Here is a 12,608-nt window from a genome sequence, read left to right as displayed (position 1 = left end):
GAAACTGCTTGGGACCCGTCAACCTTGTCGTCAGTGTGGGTGAACGGTCAGCAAACCTGGGTCACTTCACTCAAACGTGGAAATTCCGCACGCCTCTTCGAATCATCTTGCACACGCGTTCCCTCATGCGCGCGCCGCCCTACTCCACCACCGCTCCGTTCAGCACCACCCGGCGCGGTGCCGCCAGCACCCCCACCTCGGCCCGGGGGTCCTCGTCGTACACCACGAGGTCCGCCGGGGCGCCCTCCTCCAGGCCGGGCCGCCCGAGCCACGCGCGCGCGGCCCAGGTGGTCGCCCCGAGCGCCTCGACCGGCGGGATGCCCGCGGTGACCAGCTCGGCGACCTCCGCCGCGACCAGGCCGTGCGGCAGCGAGCCGCCGGCGTCGGTGCCGACGAACACCGGGATGCCGGCGTCGTACGCGGAGCGCACGGTGTCGTAGCGGCGCTCGTGCAGCCGGCGCATATGGGCCGACCAGTTCGGGAACTTGCTCTCGCCGCCGTCCGCGAGCCGCGGGAAGGTGGCGATGTTGACGAGGGTGGGGACGATGGCGACGCCCCGCTCGGCGAACAGCGGGATCAGGTCCTCGGTGAGACCGGTGGCGTGCTCGATGCAGTCGATGCCCGACTCGACCAGATCGCGCAGGGAGTTCTCGGCGAAGCAGTGCGCGGTGACCCGGGCGCCCAGCCGGTGGGCCTCGGCGATCGCGGCCTCGACCGCCTCCCGGGGCCAGCAGGGGGAGAGATCGCCGGCCTCGCGGTCGATCCAGTCGCCGACCAGCTTGACCCAGCCGTCACCGCGCCGGGCCTCCTGGGCGACGTAGGCGACGAGGTCGTCCGGCTCGATCTCCCAGGCGTAGTTGCGGATGTAGCGGCGGGTGCGCGCGATGTGCCGCCCGGCCCGGATGATCTTCGGCAGATCGGCGCGGTCGTCGATCCAGCGGGTGTCGGAGGGCGAGCCCGCGTCCCGCATCAGCAGGGTGCCCGCCTCCCGGTCGGTGAGCGCCTGCTTCTCGGCGGTCTCCGCGTCGACCGGGCCGTGCGCGTCGAGGCCCACATGGCAGTGGGCGTCGACCAGGCCGGGCAGCGCCCAGCCCGTCACGGTCCGGACGTCCCGGGCCCCGGCGGGGCGGTCGTACGACACCCGGCCGCCGACCACCCACAGTTCGTCGCGTTCGTCCCGCGGTCCGACGAGGACCCTGCCCTTGACATGCAGCACCGGCTGATCGCTCATACCGGCACCCTAGGCCGGGCCGGTTCCCCCCTGGTCCGCGACCCCCTCCTCCACCTCGGCCATCGCCGGGTCGAGCAGGCGGGAGAGGAAGTGGCGGGTGCGTTCGTGCCGGGGGGCGCCGATGACCTGCTCGGGGCGGCCCTCCTCCACGATCACGCCGCCGTCCATGAAGACGACCCGGTCGGCGACCTCGCGCGCGAAGCTCATCTCGTGGGTGACGACCATCATCGTCATGCCCTCCCGCGCGAGGCCCCGCATCACCGCGAGGACGTCGCCGACCAGCTCGGGATCGAGCGCCGAGGTCGGCTCGTCGAAGAGCATCACCTCGGGGCCCATGGCGAGCGCGCGGGCGATGGCCACCCGCTGCTGCTGGCCGCCGGAGAGGGCGGAGGGGTAGGCGGCCGCCTTCTCCGCGAGGCCCACCCGGGCCAGGTTCTCGGCGGCGACGCGCTCGGCGTCCCCCTTGTCCCGCTTGAGCACCCGGCGCTGCGGCAGCGTGAGGTTCTCGGTGACGCTGAGGTGCGGGAAGAGGTTGAACTGCTGGAAGACCATGCCGATCCGGCGGCGGACGGCGTCGATGTCGACATCCGGGTCGGTGACCTCGGTGCCGCCGACGAAGACCCGCCCCTCGGTGGGCTCCTCCAGCAGGTTCACACAGCGCAGCAGCGTGGACTTGCCGGAGCCGGACGGGCCGATGACGCAGACGACCTCGCCCTGGGCGATCTCCAGGTCGATGCCGCGCAGCACGTGGTTGTCGCCGAAGGACTTGTGCAGACCCTGGACGCGGATCTCGGGGGTGCTCACCTGATCTCCCTGAGGGCCTTGGTTTCCATACGGCGTACGACGAGGCTGAGCGGGATCGTGATCAGCAGATAGCACAGGCCCGCGACCAGGATCGGCGTGGAGTTGGCGGTCTGGCTGGCCAGGTCGTTGCCGAACTTGGACAGTTCGCGCTGTTCCAGGGTGACCCCGAGGAACAGCACCAGCGAGGAGTCCTTGAAGAGCAGGACGAGTTCGTTGGTCAGCGGCGGCAGGATGATGCGGAACGCCTGCGGCAGGATGATCGAGACCATGGCCCGCGCGGGCGAGAACCCGAGCGACCGGGCCGCCTCCATCTGCCCCTTGGGCACCGCCTGGATGCCGGCCCGGATGGTCTCGGCCATATAGGCGGCGGAGACCAGGCCGAGCGCGACGGCGACCTTGCCGTAGGTGCCGCCGGGGTACTGGACGGCCGGGAAGGCCAGCGGCACCCCGACGCCGACGAAGATGAAGATCAGCAGCGCGGGCAGGCCGCGGAAGATCTCGATGTAGATGCCGGCGAGCCAGCGGTAGGGGCCCACGGAGGACAGCCGCATCAGGGCGATGACCATGCCGAGGGCCAGGCCGACGACGAACCCGGACAGCGTGTACAGCACGGTGTTCTTCAGGGCGACCGTGATCAGGTCGGGGAACAGCTGCTTGGCGATGGCGGGCTGCGCGAACTGGTTCTGGAGCCGCCCCCAGTCCGCGGTGAGCGCGAAGGCGATCACCGCGGCGGCGAGGACGGTGTACTGGGCGCCGCGCGAGAGCCTGCGCTTCTGCGTGCGCGTCAGCCCCGTGCGCTTCGGCTGGATGCCGGTGTCCGTGTCCGCCATGGGGTCAGGAACCGGCCGGGGAGGCGACGGAGGAGTCGTACGGGCCGATCCACTTCTCGTAGATCTTCTTGTAGGTGCCGTCGGCCTTGGCGTCCTTGAGCGCCTTGTTGATGGCGTTCAGCAGGGGCTTGTTGCCCTTCTTGACCGTGAAGCCGTACTGCTCGCCGGTCTTCAGGTTGCCGACCACCTTGAACTTGTCCGCGGTGGCCTTGTCCTTCAGCCAGCCCTGGACCACCGGGTAGTCGATGATGACGGCCTGGACCTGGCCGGTGCGCAGGCCGTTGAGGACGGCGTCGGAGGAGGCGAAGGAGACCGGGTCGAGGCCCTTCTTCTTGGCGAAGTCCTCACCGGTGGTCTGCGCCTGGGCGCCGAGCTTCTTGCCCTTGGCGCCGTCGAGCGAGGTGATCCCGCTGTTCCTGGCGACCAGCACGGCCTGGGTGGCCTCGAAGTACGGGTCGGAGAAGTCCACGTTCTTCGCGCGCTCGGGGGTGATCGTCATACCGGCGGCGGCCAGGTCGCACTGGCCGGAGTTCAGGAAGGCGCCGGTCTTGAAGTTCTCGAACGGCGTGTCCACGATCTGCTGCTTGACGCCGAGGTCCTTGGCGACCAGGTCGATCAGGGAGACGTCGAAGCCCTGCACCTTGCCGTGGACCACGGACTGGAACGGTGGGTAGGGCAGGTGGGTGCAGGTGGTGAGCTGCCCGGCCCTGGCGAGGTGGACACCGCCCGCCACGGTCTGGCCGCTTCCCGAGCCGCCGGAGGAACAGCCCGCCACGACGAGCACGAGGCCCGCGGTCGCGGTGGTGGCGGCCAGCAGGCGGGTCCGGCGTCCGAGGGGCGTTTTCATGGCGGAAGTCTCCTGAGGGGGGAACAATAGGTTCCGATTATAAGGAAATGTTTGGGTATCTCAAACCAAACCCATGGCCCTGGGGGCCTGGACCTAAGATCGGGGGGAGCAGGCCGCTGTGACCCCTGCGAACCGCCCGACGAAGAGAGAGCACCGCCGTGACGCACCCCCTCCTCGACCTGCCCCCGCTGACCGCGCGGCGCTTCGCCGCCATCGAGGACCGGGTGGCCCGGCTGCTGGACACCCGGCAGGACGTACTGATCACCCAGGGCGAGGCGCTGCTGCCGCTGGAGGGCGCGATCCGCGCCGCCGCCGGTCCGGGCACGGTGGCGCTGAACGTGATCACAGGCCCCTACGGGCAGACCTTCGGCGACTGGCTGCGGGACACCGGCGCGACCGTGTACGACCTCTCGGTCCCCTTCCACACGGCGGTGCGGGCGGAGCAGATCCGTGCCGCGTTCGCCGAGCACCCGGAGATCGACTTCGTCTCGCTGGTGCACGCGGAGGCGGCGACCGGCAACACCAACCCGGTCGCGGAGATCGGCGCGGCGGTACGGGAGCAGGGCGCCCTGTTCTACCTGGACGCGGTCGCCTCGGTGGGCGCCGAGCCGGTGCTGCCGGACGCGTGGGGCGTGGACCTGTGCGTGATCGGCGCGCAGAAGGCGATGGGCGGTCCGGCGGGCGTCTCGGCGATCTCGGTGAGCGAGCGCGCCTGGGCCCGGATGGCGGCGAACCCGGACGCGCCGCGCCGCTCCTACCTCTCCCTGCTGGACTGGAAGGAGCGCTGGCTGGACGCCGGCCGCACGGCCCTGCCGCACGCCCCGGCCCAGCTGGAGATGCTGGCGCTGGACGCCTGCCTGGAGCGGATCGAGACGGACGGCCCGGACGCGGTGATGGCCCGCCACCGCCGGGCGGCCGAGGCCACCCGCGCGGGTGCGCTGGCCCTCGGCGGCGGCCTGGAGCCGTACGTCCACGACGCCGCGGACGCCGCCCCGGTCGCCACGACCCTGCGTGTCCCCTCCTCGCTCACGGCCTCCGGCCTGGTCGCCGCCGCGCTGGCCGACGACCCCGCCCTGCCGCTGGCCGCGGGCGGCGGCGCCCTGGCCAAGGAGATGATCCGGGTCAACCACTACGGCCCCGACGCCACCGAGTCCGCCGTCCACGCCTCGCTGGCCGCCCTGGGCGCGGCCCTCGCCGCGCGGGGCGCGACGGTGGACCCGGCGGCCGCCCGGCAGGCCGTGGAGCGGGCCTGGCGGTAGCCGCCGCGCATCCCCGGGCACGACGACGGCCCGCGCCCGGTGGCGCGGGCCGTTGTCATACCCGGCTGCCATGCTGCGCCCATGACCAGTGCCAGTGATCACACCTCGCGGCCGGAACACACCCCCGCGCGCCCGACCCTTCCCGACGGCCGTCCGGTCCCCCTGCCGACCGGCCCCGAGCGCCCCATGCTGGAGAGCTGGCTCGACTTCCACCGGGCCACCCTGGAGCTGAAGTGCCGCGGCCTGTCCGACGCGCAGGCGAGGACCGCCTCGGCCGAGCCGTCGGCGCTGACCCCGCTGGGTCTGGTGCAGCATCTCGCGGAGGTCGAGCGGACCTGGTTCCAGCGGGTGCTGGGCGGCCTCGACCTGCCGCCGCTGTTCGAGGAGGAGTCCGGGTACGGCCTCGATCCGGCGCGCGGGCTGGACGAGGCGCTGACCGTCTGGCACCGGGAGATCGCGCGCGGCCGTGAGCTGTGCGCCGGGCGGCCGCTGGAGGCCACCGGCAGGATCGCGGACGGTCCGATGGCCGGGACGGAGGTCAGTGTGCGGTGGGTGCTGATCCATCTCATCGAGGAGTACGCCCGTCACAACGGACACGCGGACATTCTCCGTGAACGAATAGACGGAACCACCGGGGCTTGAATTCAATTTGGATTCACAATTCCCGCCAATTTCCCGGACGGTAGCTTCCCATAGTCTTCTGCCCGCTTTTTGCACGACTAAACGGGCCAGTTTTCCGGGAGATTTCCGACGGTTTCAGGGGTGTGACAGACCCCACAATCCCAGGGTTTTGTCCGGGTTTGCCATAGGGCAAAACCGGCATTTCACGCATCATCCCGAGCGACGCCGCATCCACGGTCGTGCATTTTTTAATTTGCCTCGCTAAATTCGTGCCGCATGACCGCCGCATCCGCAGACCTGCTCATAGACCGACCGGAAACGGCCGACGGCGCCGCGCTCTGGCGCCTCGCCAAGGACTCGAAAACGCTCGATCTCAACTCGTCCTACAGCTATCTGCTGTGGTGCCGGGACTTCGCCGGCACCTCGGCGGTGGCGCGTGATGCGGACGGCACCCCCGTCGGATTCATCACCGGGTACGTGCGGCCCGACCGCCCGGACACCCTGCTCGTCTGGCAGGTCGCCGTGGACGGCGCCCACCGCGGCCGCGGCATCGCCGCCGCCCTGCTGGACGGACTGACCGCGCGCCTCGCCGCCGAGCGCGGGGTCACCGGCATCGAGACCACCATCACGCCCGGCAACACCGCCTCCGAGCGGCTGTTCACCTCGTTCGCCGAGCGGCACGGCGCGCACCTCTCCCGCGAGGTGCTGTTCCCCGCCGAGCTGTTCCCGGACGGCCCGCACGACTCCGAAGTCCTCTACCGCATCGGCCCGTTGACCGATTCCCACGCCCACTGAGGAGCGAATCACCGTGACCATCACCCAGCCCGACCTCAGCGTCTTCGAGACCCTCGAGTCCGAGGTGCGCAGCTACTGCCGCGGCTGGCCCGTCGTGTTCGACCGCGCGCAGGGCAGCCGGATGTACGACGAGGACGGCCATGCGTACCTCGACTTCTTCGCCGGCGCGGGATCGCTCAACTACGGCCACAACAACCCGGTGCTCAAACGGGCGCTGATCGACTACCTGTCCCGGGACGGGGTCACCCACGGCCTGGACATGTCGACCACGGCCAAGCGCCGCTTCCTGGAGACCTTCCAGAACCTGGTGCTGCGCCCGCGCGACCTGCCGTACAAGGTCATGTTCCCCGGCCCGACCGGCACCAACGCGGTGGAGTCGGCGCTGAAGCTGGCCCGCAAGGTGAAGGGCCGCGAGGCCATCGTGTCCTTCACCAACGCCTTCCACGGCATGTCCCTCGGCTCGCTCGCGGTGACCGGCAACGCCTTCAAGCGGGCCGGCGCCGGCATACCGCTGGTGCACGGCACCCCGATGCCGTTCGACAACTACTTCGAGGGCACCGTCCCGGACTTCCTGTGGTTCGAGCGGCTGCTGGAGGACCAGGGCTCCGGCCTGAACAAGCCCGCCGCGGTGATCGTGGAGACCGTGCAGGGCGAGGGCGGCATCAATGTGGCCCGGCCCGAGTGGCTGCGCGCCCTCAAGGAGCTGTGCGAGCGGCAGGACATGCTGCTGATCGTCGACGACATCCAGATGGGCTGCGGCCGTACCGGCGCCTTCTTCTCCTTCGAGGAGTCCGGGATCACCCCCGACATCGTCACGGTGTCGAAGTCCATCAGCGGCTACGGCCTGCCGATGTCGCTGTGCCTGTTCCGGCCCGAGCTGGACGTCTGGGAGCCGGGCGAGCACAACGGCACCTTCCGCGGCAACAACCCCGCGTTCGTCACCGCCGCCGCGGCCCTGGAGGCGTACTGGACCGACGGCTCGGCCATGGAGAAGCAGACCCGCACCCGTGGCGAGCAGGTCGAGCAGGCGCTGATCTCCATCACCGAGGAGAACCTCGCCGACGTCAAGGAGTACCGCGGCCGCGGTCTGGTGTGGGGCCTGGAGTTCCACGCCAAGGACCGCGCCGGGCGCATCGCGCGGCGGGCCTTCGAACTGGGCCTGCTCATCGAGACCTCGGGGCCGGAGAGCGAGGTCGTCAAGCTGCTGCCGGCCCTGACCATCACCCCCGACGAGCTGGACGAGGGCCTGAGCATCCTCGCCCGCGCCGTCCGGGAAACCGCCTGAACCACCTGAACCACACCGTCTGACCGCACCGTCCAACCAGGAGGAAGCACCACCGTGATCGTCCGATCGTTCAAGGACATCGAAGGCACCGACCGGCACGTCAAGGCGAAGTCGGGCACCTGGGAGAGCAAGCGCATCGTTCTGGCCAAGGAGCGGGTCGGCTTCTCCGTGCACGAGACCATCCTGTACGCGGGGACCGAGACCCAGATGTGGTACGCCAACCACATCGAGGCCGTCGTCTGCACCAAGGGCGAGGCCGAACTGACCGACCGCGAGACCGGGCAGACGTACACCATCACGCCCGGCACCATGTACCTCCTGAACGGGCACGAGCGGCACACGCTGCGTGTCAAGGAGGACTTCCACTGCATCTGCGTGTTCAACCCGCCCGTCACCGGACGGGAGGACCACGACGAGAACGGCGTCTACCCGCTGCTCACGGAGCCCGAGCCCGAGGAGGTGTGAGCGACCATGACCACCGCCACCGTGAAGGACCTCTACCCGACCCGCGGCGCCACCGAGGTGACCGTCCCCCGCCAGGACCCGGTCCTGTGGGGCGCTCCGGACACCCCGGGGCCGATCGCGGCGGCCGAGCTCCACTCGTACGAGCGTGACGGCTTCCTCGCCGTCGACCAGCTGATCGGTCCCGACGAGGTCGGGATCTACCGGCAGGAGCTGGACCGGCTGGTCAGCGACCCGGCGATCCGCTTCGACGAGCGCTCCATCGTGGAGCCGTCCTCGCAGGAGATCCGGTCGGTCTTCGAGGTGCACCGGATCAGCGAGGTGTTCGCCCGGCTGGTGCGGGACGAGCGCGTGGTCGGCCGGGCCCGCCAGATCCTCGGCTCGGACGTGTACGTCCACCAGTCGCGGATCAACGTCAAGCCGGGCTTCGGCGCGAGCGGCTTCTACTGGCACTCGGACTTCGAGACCTGGCACGCCGAGGACGGCCTGCCGAACATGCGCACGGTGTCCGTCTCGATCGCGCTGACCGAGAACCACGACACCAACGGCGGCCTGATGATCATGCCGGGCTCGCACCGGACGTTCCTGGGCTGCGCGGGCGAGACACCCAAGGACAACTACAAGAAGTCGCTCCAGATGCAGGACGCGGGCACCCCCTCCGACGGGGCGCTGACGGAGCTGGCGGGCGAGCACGGCATCAAGCTGTTCACCGGCAAGCCGGGCTCGGCCACCTGGTTCGACTGCAACTGCATGCACGGCTCCGGGGACAACATCACCCCGTTCCCGCGCAGCAACGTCTTCATCGTGTTCAACAGCGTGGAGAACACGGCCGTGGAGCCGTTCGCCGCGCCGGTGCGCCGGCCGGAGTTCATCGGCGCGCGCGACTTCACCCCGGTGAGGTAGGCGCCTTCCGACACCGGGCCGGGGCCTCCACGTGTGGGACGGGAGGCCCCGGCCCGGTCATGTCCGGACGGTGTCAGCCGGCCAGCGCGTCGAGCAGCCGGTCCACGTCCGCCGCCGTGTTGTAGAGGTGGAAGGACGCCCGCAGATTGCCCGCCCGGTCGGACACCTGGATACCCGCGCGGCTCAACTCGGCCTGCCGCGCGCCGAGTCCGGGCACCGAGACGATCGCCGAGCCGGGCGCGGGCAGCGGCTCGTGCCCCAGCCGGGCGAGCCCCTTGGTGAAGCGGTCGGCGAGCGCCAGGTCGTGCGCGTGCACGGCGGCCACGCCCAGCTCCTCGATCAGGGTGAGCGAGGAGTACACCCCGCTGTAGGTGAACAGGCCGGGGCTGACGTCGAACCGGCGTGCGGAGCGCGCGAGTTCGGCGACCGGGCCGTAGCAGCTGCGCCAGGGGTCCTCGGCCGCGACCCAGCCCGCGAGCAGCGGGGTCAGCCCGCCGAGGTCCTCGGGTACGACGAGGAAGGCGGCGCCGTGCGGGCCGAGCAGCCACTTGAAGGTGGTGGTGACGGTGTAGTCGTAGCCGTCCGCGTCGATCGGCAGCCAGCCGGCGGCCTGGGAGAAGTCGACATAGGTGCGCGCGCCATGGGTGCGGGCCGCCGCGCGCAGGGCGGCCAGGTCGGCGACCCGGCCGTCGGCGGACTGCGCGGCGCTGACCGCGACCAGCGCGGTCCCGGGACGCACCGACTCGGCGAGCCGCTCCAGCGGCACGGCGCGCACCTTGAGGTCGCCGCGCACATGGAAGGGGTTCACCACGGAGGTGAAGTCGTCCTCGGCGGTGAGGACTTCGGCGCCGGCGGGCAGCGAGGCCGCGATCAGGCCGGTCTGCGCGGCGACCGAGGGGCCGGCCGCGACCCGGCTCGCCGGGACCCCGGCCAGCCGGGCGAAGGCGGCGCGGGCGCGCTCGACGTCCTCGAACAGCGGGTCCAGCGGCCGCCCCTCGGCCCGGATCGCCATCGCCTCCTGGAGCGCGGTGAGGGTGCGGGCCGGGAGCAGGCCACTGGTCGCGGTGTTCAGATAGGTGTTCTCCGGGCGGAACTCGGCGCGGACGAGGCTCTCGAAGGTCTCCATGAGCCCACTGTGCGGGTCGGCGGGGTCCCCGTCCATCGCGTGTTGTCACAGGGACGCACCAAGGTTTTCTTATACGACCGCGCCGGCCTGCGGGTTCGCGTCCCGCGCGGTCAGCCCCTCGGCGGCACCGCGCAGCCGTCCGGCCCGCAGGCGTCGGCGTCGCCCTGGTCGACCAGCTTCAGCGGGGCGCGCTCGTCCCATGCCTGGCCGAGCGCCTGGGTGAAGACCTCGGCGGGCTGGGCGCCGGAGACGCCGTACTTGCGGTCGAGCACGAAGAAGGGGACTCCGTTCGCGCCCAGCTCGGCGGCCTCGCGCTCGTCCTCGCGCACCGCGTCGGCGTACGCCTGCGGGTCGGCGAGCACGGCGCGCACCTCGGCCGCGTCGAGCCCGGCTCCGGTGGCCAGCTCGGCCAGCCGCTCGTCGCCCTCGCTGAAGACGGACCGCTCCTCGGCGAAGTTGGCCCGGTACAGGGCCTGGATCAGCTCGTCCTGCCGGCCGCGCTCCTTGGCCAGGTGCAGCAGGCGGTGCATGTCGAAGGTGTTGCCGTGGTCGCGGCCCCGGGTGCGGTAGTCCAGGCCCTCGGCGGCGGCCTGGGCGCCCAGGTTGTCCTCCCCGGCCTCGGCCTGTGCCTCGCTCATGCCGTACTTCCTGGTCAGCATGGTGAGCACGGACTCGACATCGCCCTTGGCGCGGCCGGGGTCCAGCTCGAAGGAGCGGTGCACCACCTCGACGTCCTCGCGGTGCGGGAAGGCGGCGAGCGCCTTCTCGAAGCGGGCCTTGCCCACATAGCACCAGGGGCAGGCGATGTCGCTCCAGATCTCGACGCGCATGTCTTCGGCTCTTTCCAGGTCGTACGGGTACGGAGGCGATCTCCGCCGAGTACGTGAACGTTCAAATGCCGCCGGTCATTCCCCCGGCGCCCCCGGACCCACCGCGTACCGCAGAAACAGGTGGTGGTCCCCCGCCGCGGGCGGGTTCTCCGGGTCCGGCACCCAGCCCTGCCGGGCGTAGAAAGCCTGGGCCCGCAGGTTGTCCACGTGCACGTCGAGCACGGCCGTGCGCCGCCCGGCCGCCCGCCACCGCTCCGCGCAGGCGGCGTGCAGGGCCGTACCGATGCCGCCCCGCCAGCGGTCGGGGTCCACATGGAACTGGAACAGCTTGACGGTGTCCGGGCCGGCTCCGTCGGGGGTCCGGAAGGAGGCGACCCCGGCGAGCCGGCCCTCCCGGACGGCGCACAGCACCCGCCCGTCGGGCCGCTCGATGGAGCCCCGCCACGCCTGCGTCCAGTCGACCTCCGCCTGCGGGACACCGTCCGGGTAGTACGTCGAGCGCGCGCGCAGGTGCAGTGCGGCGATGACCTCGGCCTCGGCGGGCAGCGCGGCGCGGATCTCCAGGGTGCTCGCGGGTTCACTGATCATGGGAGGGAGGACGCCGCGTCCGTGCCGCCGGTTCCGGGCCTTCCTCTCCGCTGAACGCCGGCCGCCCCGGCCTGCACTCCCTCGCGGCCGTGCAGAAGACCCTCGGCCACCCCACGCCCAGCCTGCGGACGCGACGGGCACGCGGTACGGCATCGGGGCGCGGGAGCGGGGCTTCGCGCTCGACCGCGAGGAGAACACGGCGGGGCTGCGCTGCTTCGGCGTGGCCCTGCCGTACCGCACCCCGGCCCCGGGACGCGGTCAGCTGCTCGGTGCCGGTGGCCCGGCCGACCCCCGCCCATGAGCGGACGGCCGAGGACGCGCTGTCCGGGGCCCGCGACCGGCTGGCCCTGGCGACGCGCGGGCTCTGGGCGCGCCGGGGGCCGGGCGCGGACCGGGGGCGCGCACCGGACCGGGACGCCGCCCGGGGCCGTGCGCGCGGCGCGGACCGGCGTGACGGTCCCGCCGCCGTAGTCTCGGGCCCCATGAAGATCGCGCTGCGGAGCGTCCACGACGAGGATCTGCCGGTGTTCTTCCGGCAGATGACCGACCCGGTGGCCCTGCGGATGGCCGCCTTCGGCCCTCAGGACCCGACCGACCGGGACGCCTTCGAAGCCCGCCTCAAACGCGTCCGCGCCTCCCGTGACGTGCTGCGCACGGTGCTGGCCGACGGGCGGGTGGCCGGCAGCGCGGCGGTCTACGGGGAGCCCGGCGAGCGCGAGGTGACGTACTGGATCGACCGCGCCTACTGGGGCCGGGGCGTGGCGACGGCCGCGCTGCGCGCCCTGCTCGCCGAGGTCCCCGAGCGCCCGCTCTACGCGCGGGCGGCGGCCGACAACACCGCCTCGCTGCGGGTCCTGGCCAAGTGCGGCTTCCGCGAGTCCGTCCAGGCCCGGGGCTTCGCCAACGGCCGGGGCGAGGAGATCGAGGAGGTCGTGCTGATCCTGGACGCGGGAGCCCCGGACAGCTGATACCGGACGGATGAGTACGGGATGAACGGGGGCGCTCGGGATGAACGGGACATGAGAAT

The 12,608-nt window shown here is 71.6% G+C and carries 14 protein-coding genes and 1 pseudogene; 8 read left to right on the top strand and 7 right to left on the bottom strand.

Translation table 11 applies throughout. The features are described from left to right. Window positions 1–139: 139 nt before the first annotated feature. The 4 genes from GHR20_RS27495 to GHR20_RS27480 are packed head-to-tail and all read right to left on the bottom strand — an operon-like array spanning window position 140 to window position 3,712. Complete coding sequence (locus tag GHR20_RS27495; RefSeq protein ID WP_148027241.1) at window positions 140–1,231, bottom strand: amidohydrolase family protein; 1,092 nt, start codon at window positions 1,229–1,231, stop codon at window positions 140–142. A gap of 9 nt (window positions 1,232–1,240) precedes the next feature. Further along, window positions 1,241–2,035: an amino acid ABC transporter ATP-binding protein gene (locus tag GHR20_RS27490; protein WP_111586400.1), complete on the bottom strand. Its 795-nt coding sequence runs from the start codon at window positions 2,033–2,035 to the stop codon at window positions 1,241–1,243. After that, a complete protein-coding gene (locus tag GHR20_RS27485; protein WP_111586399.1) occupies window positions 2,032–2,865 on the bottom strand; it encodes an amino acid ABC transporter permease in 834 nt (277 codons plus the stop codon). The genes GHR20_RS27490 and GHR20_RS27485 overlap by 4 nt, the downstream gene beginning before the upstream one ends. Window positions 2,866–2,869: 4 nt before the next feature. Beyond that, entirely contained in the window at window positions 2,870–3,712 is an 843-nt protein-coding gene (locus tag GHR20_RS27480) for a basic amino acid ABC transporter substrate-binding protein (RefSeq protein ID WP_153814695.1), read from the bottom strand. Window positions 3,713–3,870: 158 nt separating this feature from the next. Here GHR20_RS27480 and GHR20_RS27475 point away from each other — a divergent pair, with 158 nt between their 5' ends. From GHR20_RS27475 to thpD, 6 genes are all read left to right on the top strand, one after another. Next, window positions 3,871–4,971 (top strand): aminotransferase class V-fold PLP-dependent enzyme, encoded by a 1,101-nt coding sequence (locus GHR20_RS27475; RefSeq protein WP_153814694.1) that lies wholly within the window; start codon window positions 3,871–3,873, stop codon window positions 4,969–4,971. Between the two features lie 81 nt (window positions 4,972–5,052). Beyond that, window positions 5,053–5,613 (top strand): DinB family protein, encoded by a 561-nt coding sequence (locus GHR20_RS27470; RefSeq protein WP_153814693.1) that lies wholly within the window; start codon window positions 5,053–5,055, stop codon window positions 5,611–5,613. 255 nt (window positions 5,614–5,868) lie between these two features. Further along, window positions 5,869–6,387: a diaminobutyrate acetyltransferase gene (ectA, locus tag GHR20_RS27465; protein WP_111586395.1), complete on the top strand. Its 519-nt coding sequence runs from the start codon at window positions 5,869–5,871 to the stop codon at window positions 6,385–6,387. A gap of 13 nt (window positions 6,388–6,400) precedes the next feature. Further along, on the top strand, window positions 6,401–7,672 hold the full coding sequence (gene ectB / locus GHR20_RS27460; RefSeq protein ID WP_111586394.1) for a diaminobutyrate--2-oxoglutarate transaminase: 1,272 nt from the start codon (window positions 6,401–6,403) through the stop codon (window positions 7,670–7,672). Window positions 7,673–7,726: 54 nt separating this feature from the next. Further along, the gene (locus tag GHR20_RS27455) at window positions 7,727–8,137 is read left to right on the top strand and encodes an ectoine synthase (RefSeq protein ID WP_111586393.1); all 411 of its coding nucleotides are present in this window, start codon (window positions 7,727–7,729) and stop codon (window positions 8,135–8,137) included. Between the two features lie 6 nt (window positions 8,138–8,143). Next, entirely contained in the window at window positions 8,144–9,037 is an 894-nt protein-coding gene (gene thpD / locus GHR20_RS27450) for an ectoine hydroxylase (protein ID WP_153814692.1), read from the top strand. A 73-nt stretch (window positions 9,038–9,110) separates the two neighbouring features. Here thpD and GHR20_RS27445 read toward each other — a convergent pair whose 3' ends face one another. The 3 genes from GHR20_RS27445 to GHR20_RS27435 form a co-directional block, all read right to left on the bottom strand. After that, the gene (locus GHR20_RS27445) at window positions 9,111–10,163 is read right to left on the bottom strand and encodes an aminotransferase class V-fold PLP-dependent enzyme (protein ID WP_153814691.1); all 1,053 of its coding nucleotides are present in this window, start codon (window positions 10,161–10,163) and stop codon (window positions 9,111–9,113) included. A gap of 110 nt (window positions 10,164–10,273) precedes the next feature. Then, window positions 10,274–10,993 carry a DsbA family oxidoreductase gene (locus GHR20_RS27440; protein WP_111586390.1) on the bottom strand — a complete coding sequence of 240 codons (720 nt, stop codon included), beginning with the start codon at window positions 10,991–10,993 and terminating at the stop codon, window positions 10,274–10,276. A 75-nt stretch (window positions 10,994–11,068) separates the two neighbouring features. Continuing rightward, complete coding sequence (locus GHR20_RS27435; protein WP_153814690.1) at window positions 11,069–11,581, bottom strand: GNAT family N-acetyltransferase; 513 nt, start codon at window positions 11,579–11,581, stop codon at window positions 11,069–11,071. 160 nt (window positions 11,582–11,741) lie between these two features. Here GHR20_RS27435 and GHR20_RS27430 point away from each other — a divergent pair. Next, window positions 11,742–11,946: pseudogene (locus GHR20_RS27430) on the top strand (IclR family transcriptional regulator); the annotation flags it as partial. 117 nt (window positions 11,947–12,063) lie between these two features. Then, entirely contained in the window at window positions 12,064–12,549 is a 486-nt protein-coding gene (locus GHR20_RS27425) for a GNAT family N-acetyltransferase (protein ID WP_153816153.1), read from the top strand. The last annotated feature ends 59 nt before the right edge of the window (window positions 12,550–12,608 follow it).

Origin of the sequence: Streptomyces sp. SUK 48 (assembly GCF_009650765.1) — a bacterium.
In the GTDB taxonomy this organism is placed as follows: Bacteria; Actinomycetota; Actinomycetes; order Streptomycetales; family Streptomycetaceae; genus Streptomyces.
Note: the sequence above shows the minus strand (reverse complement) of the source record. Positions and strands in the feature narration are given on the sequence as shown.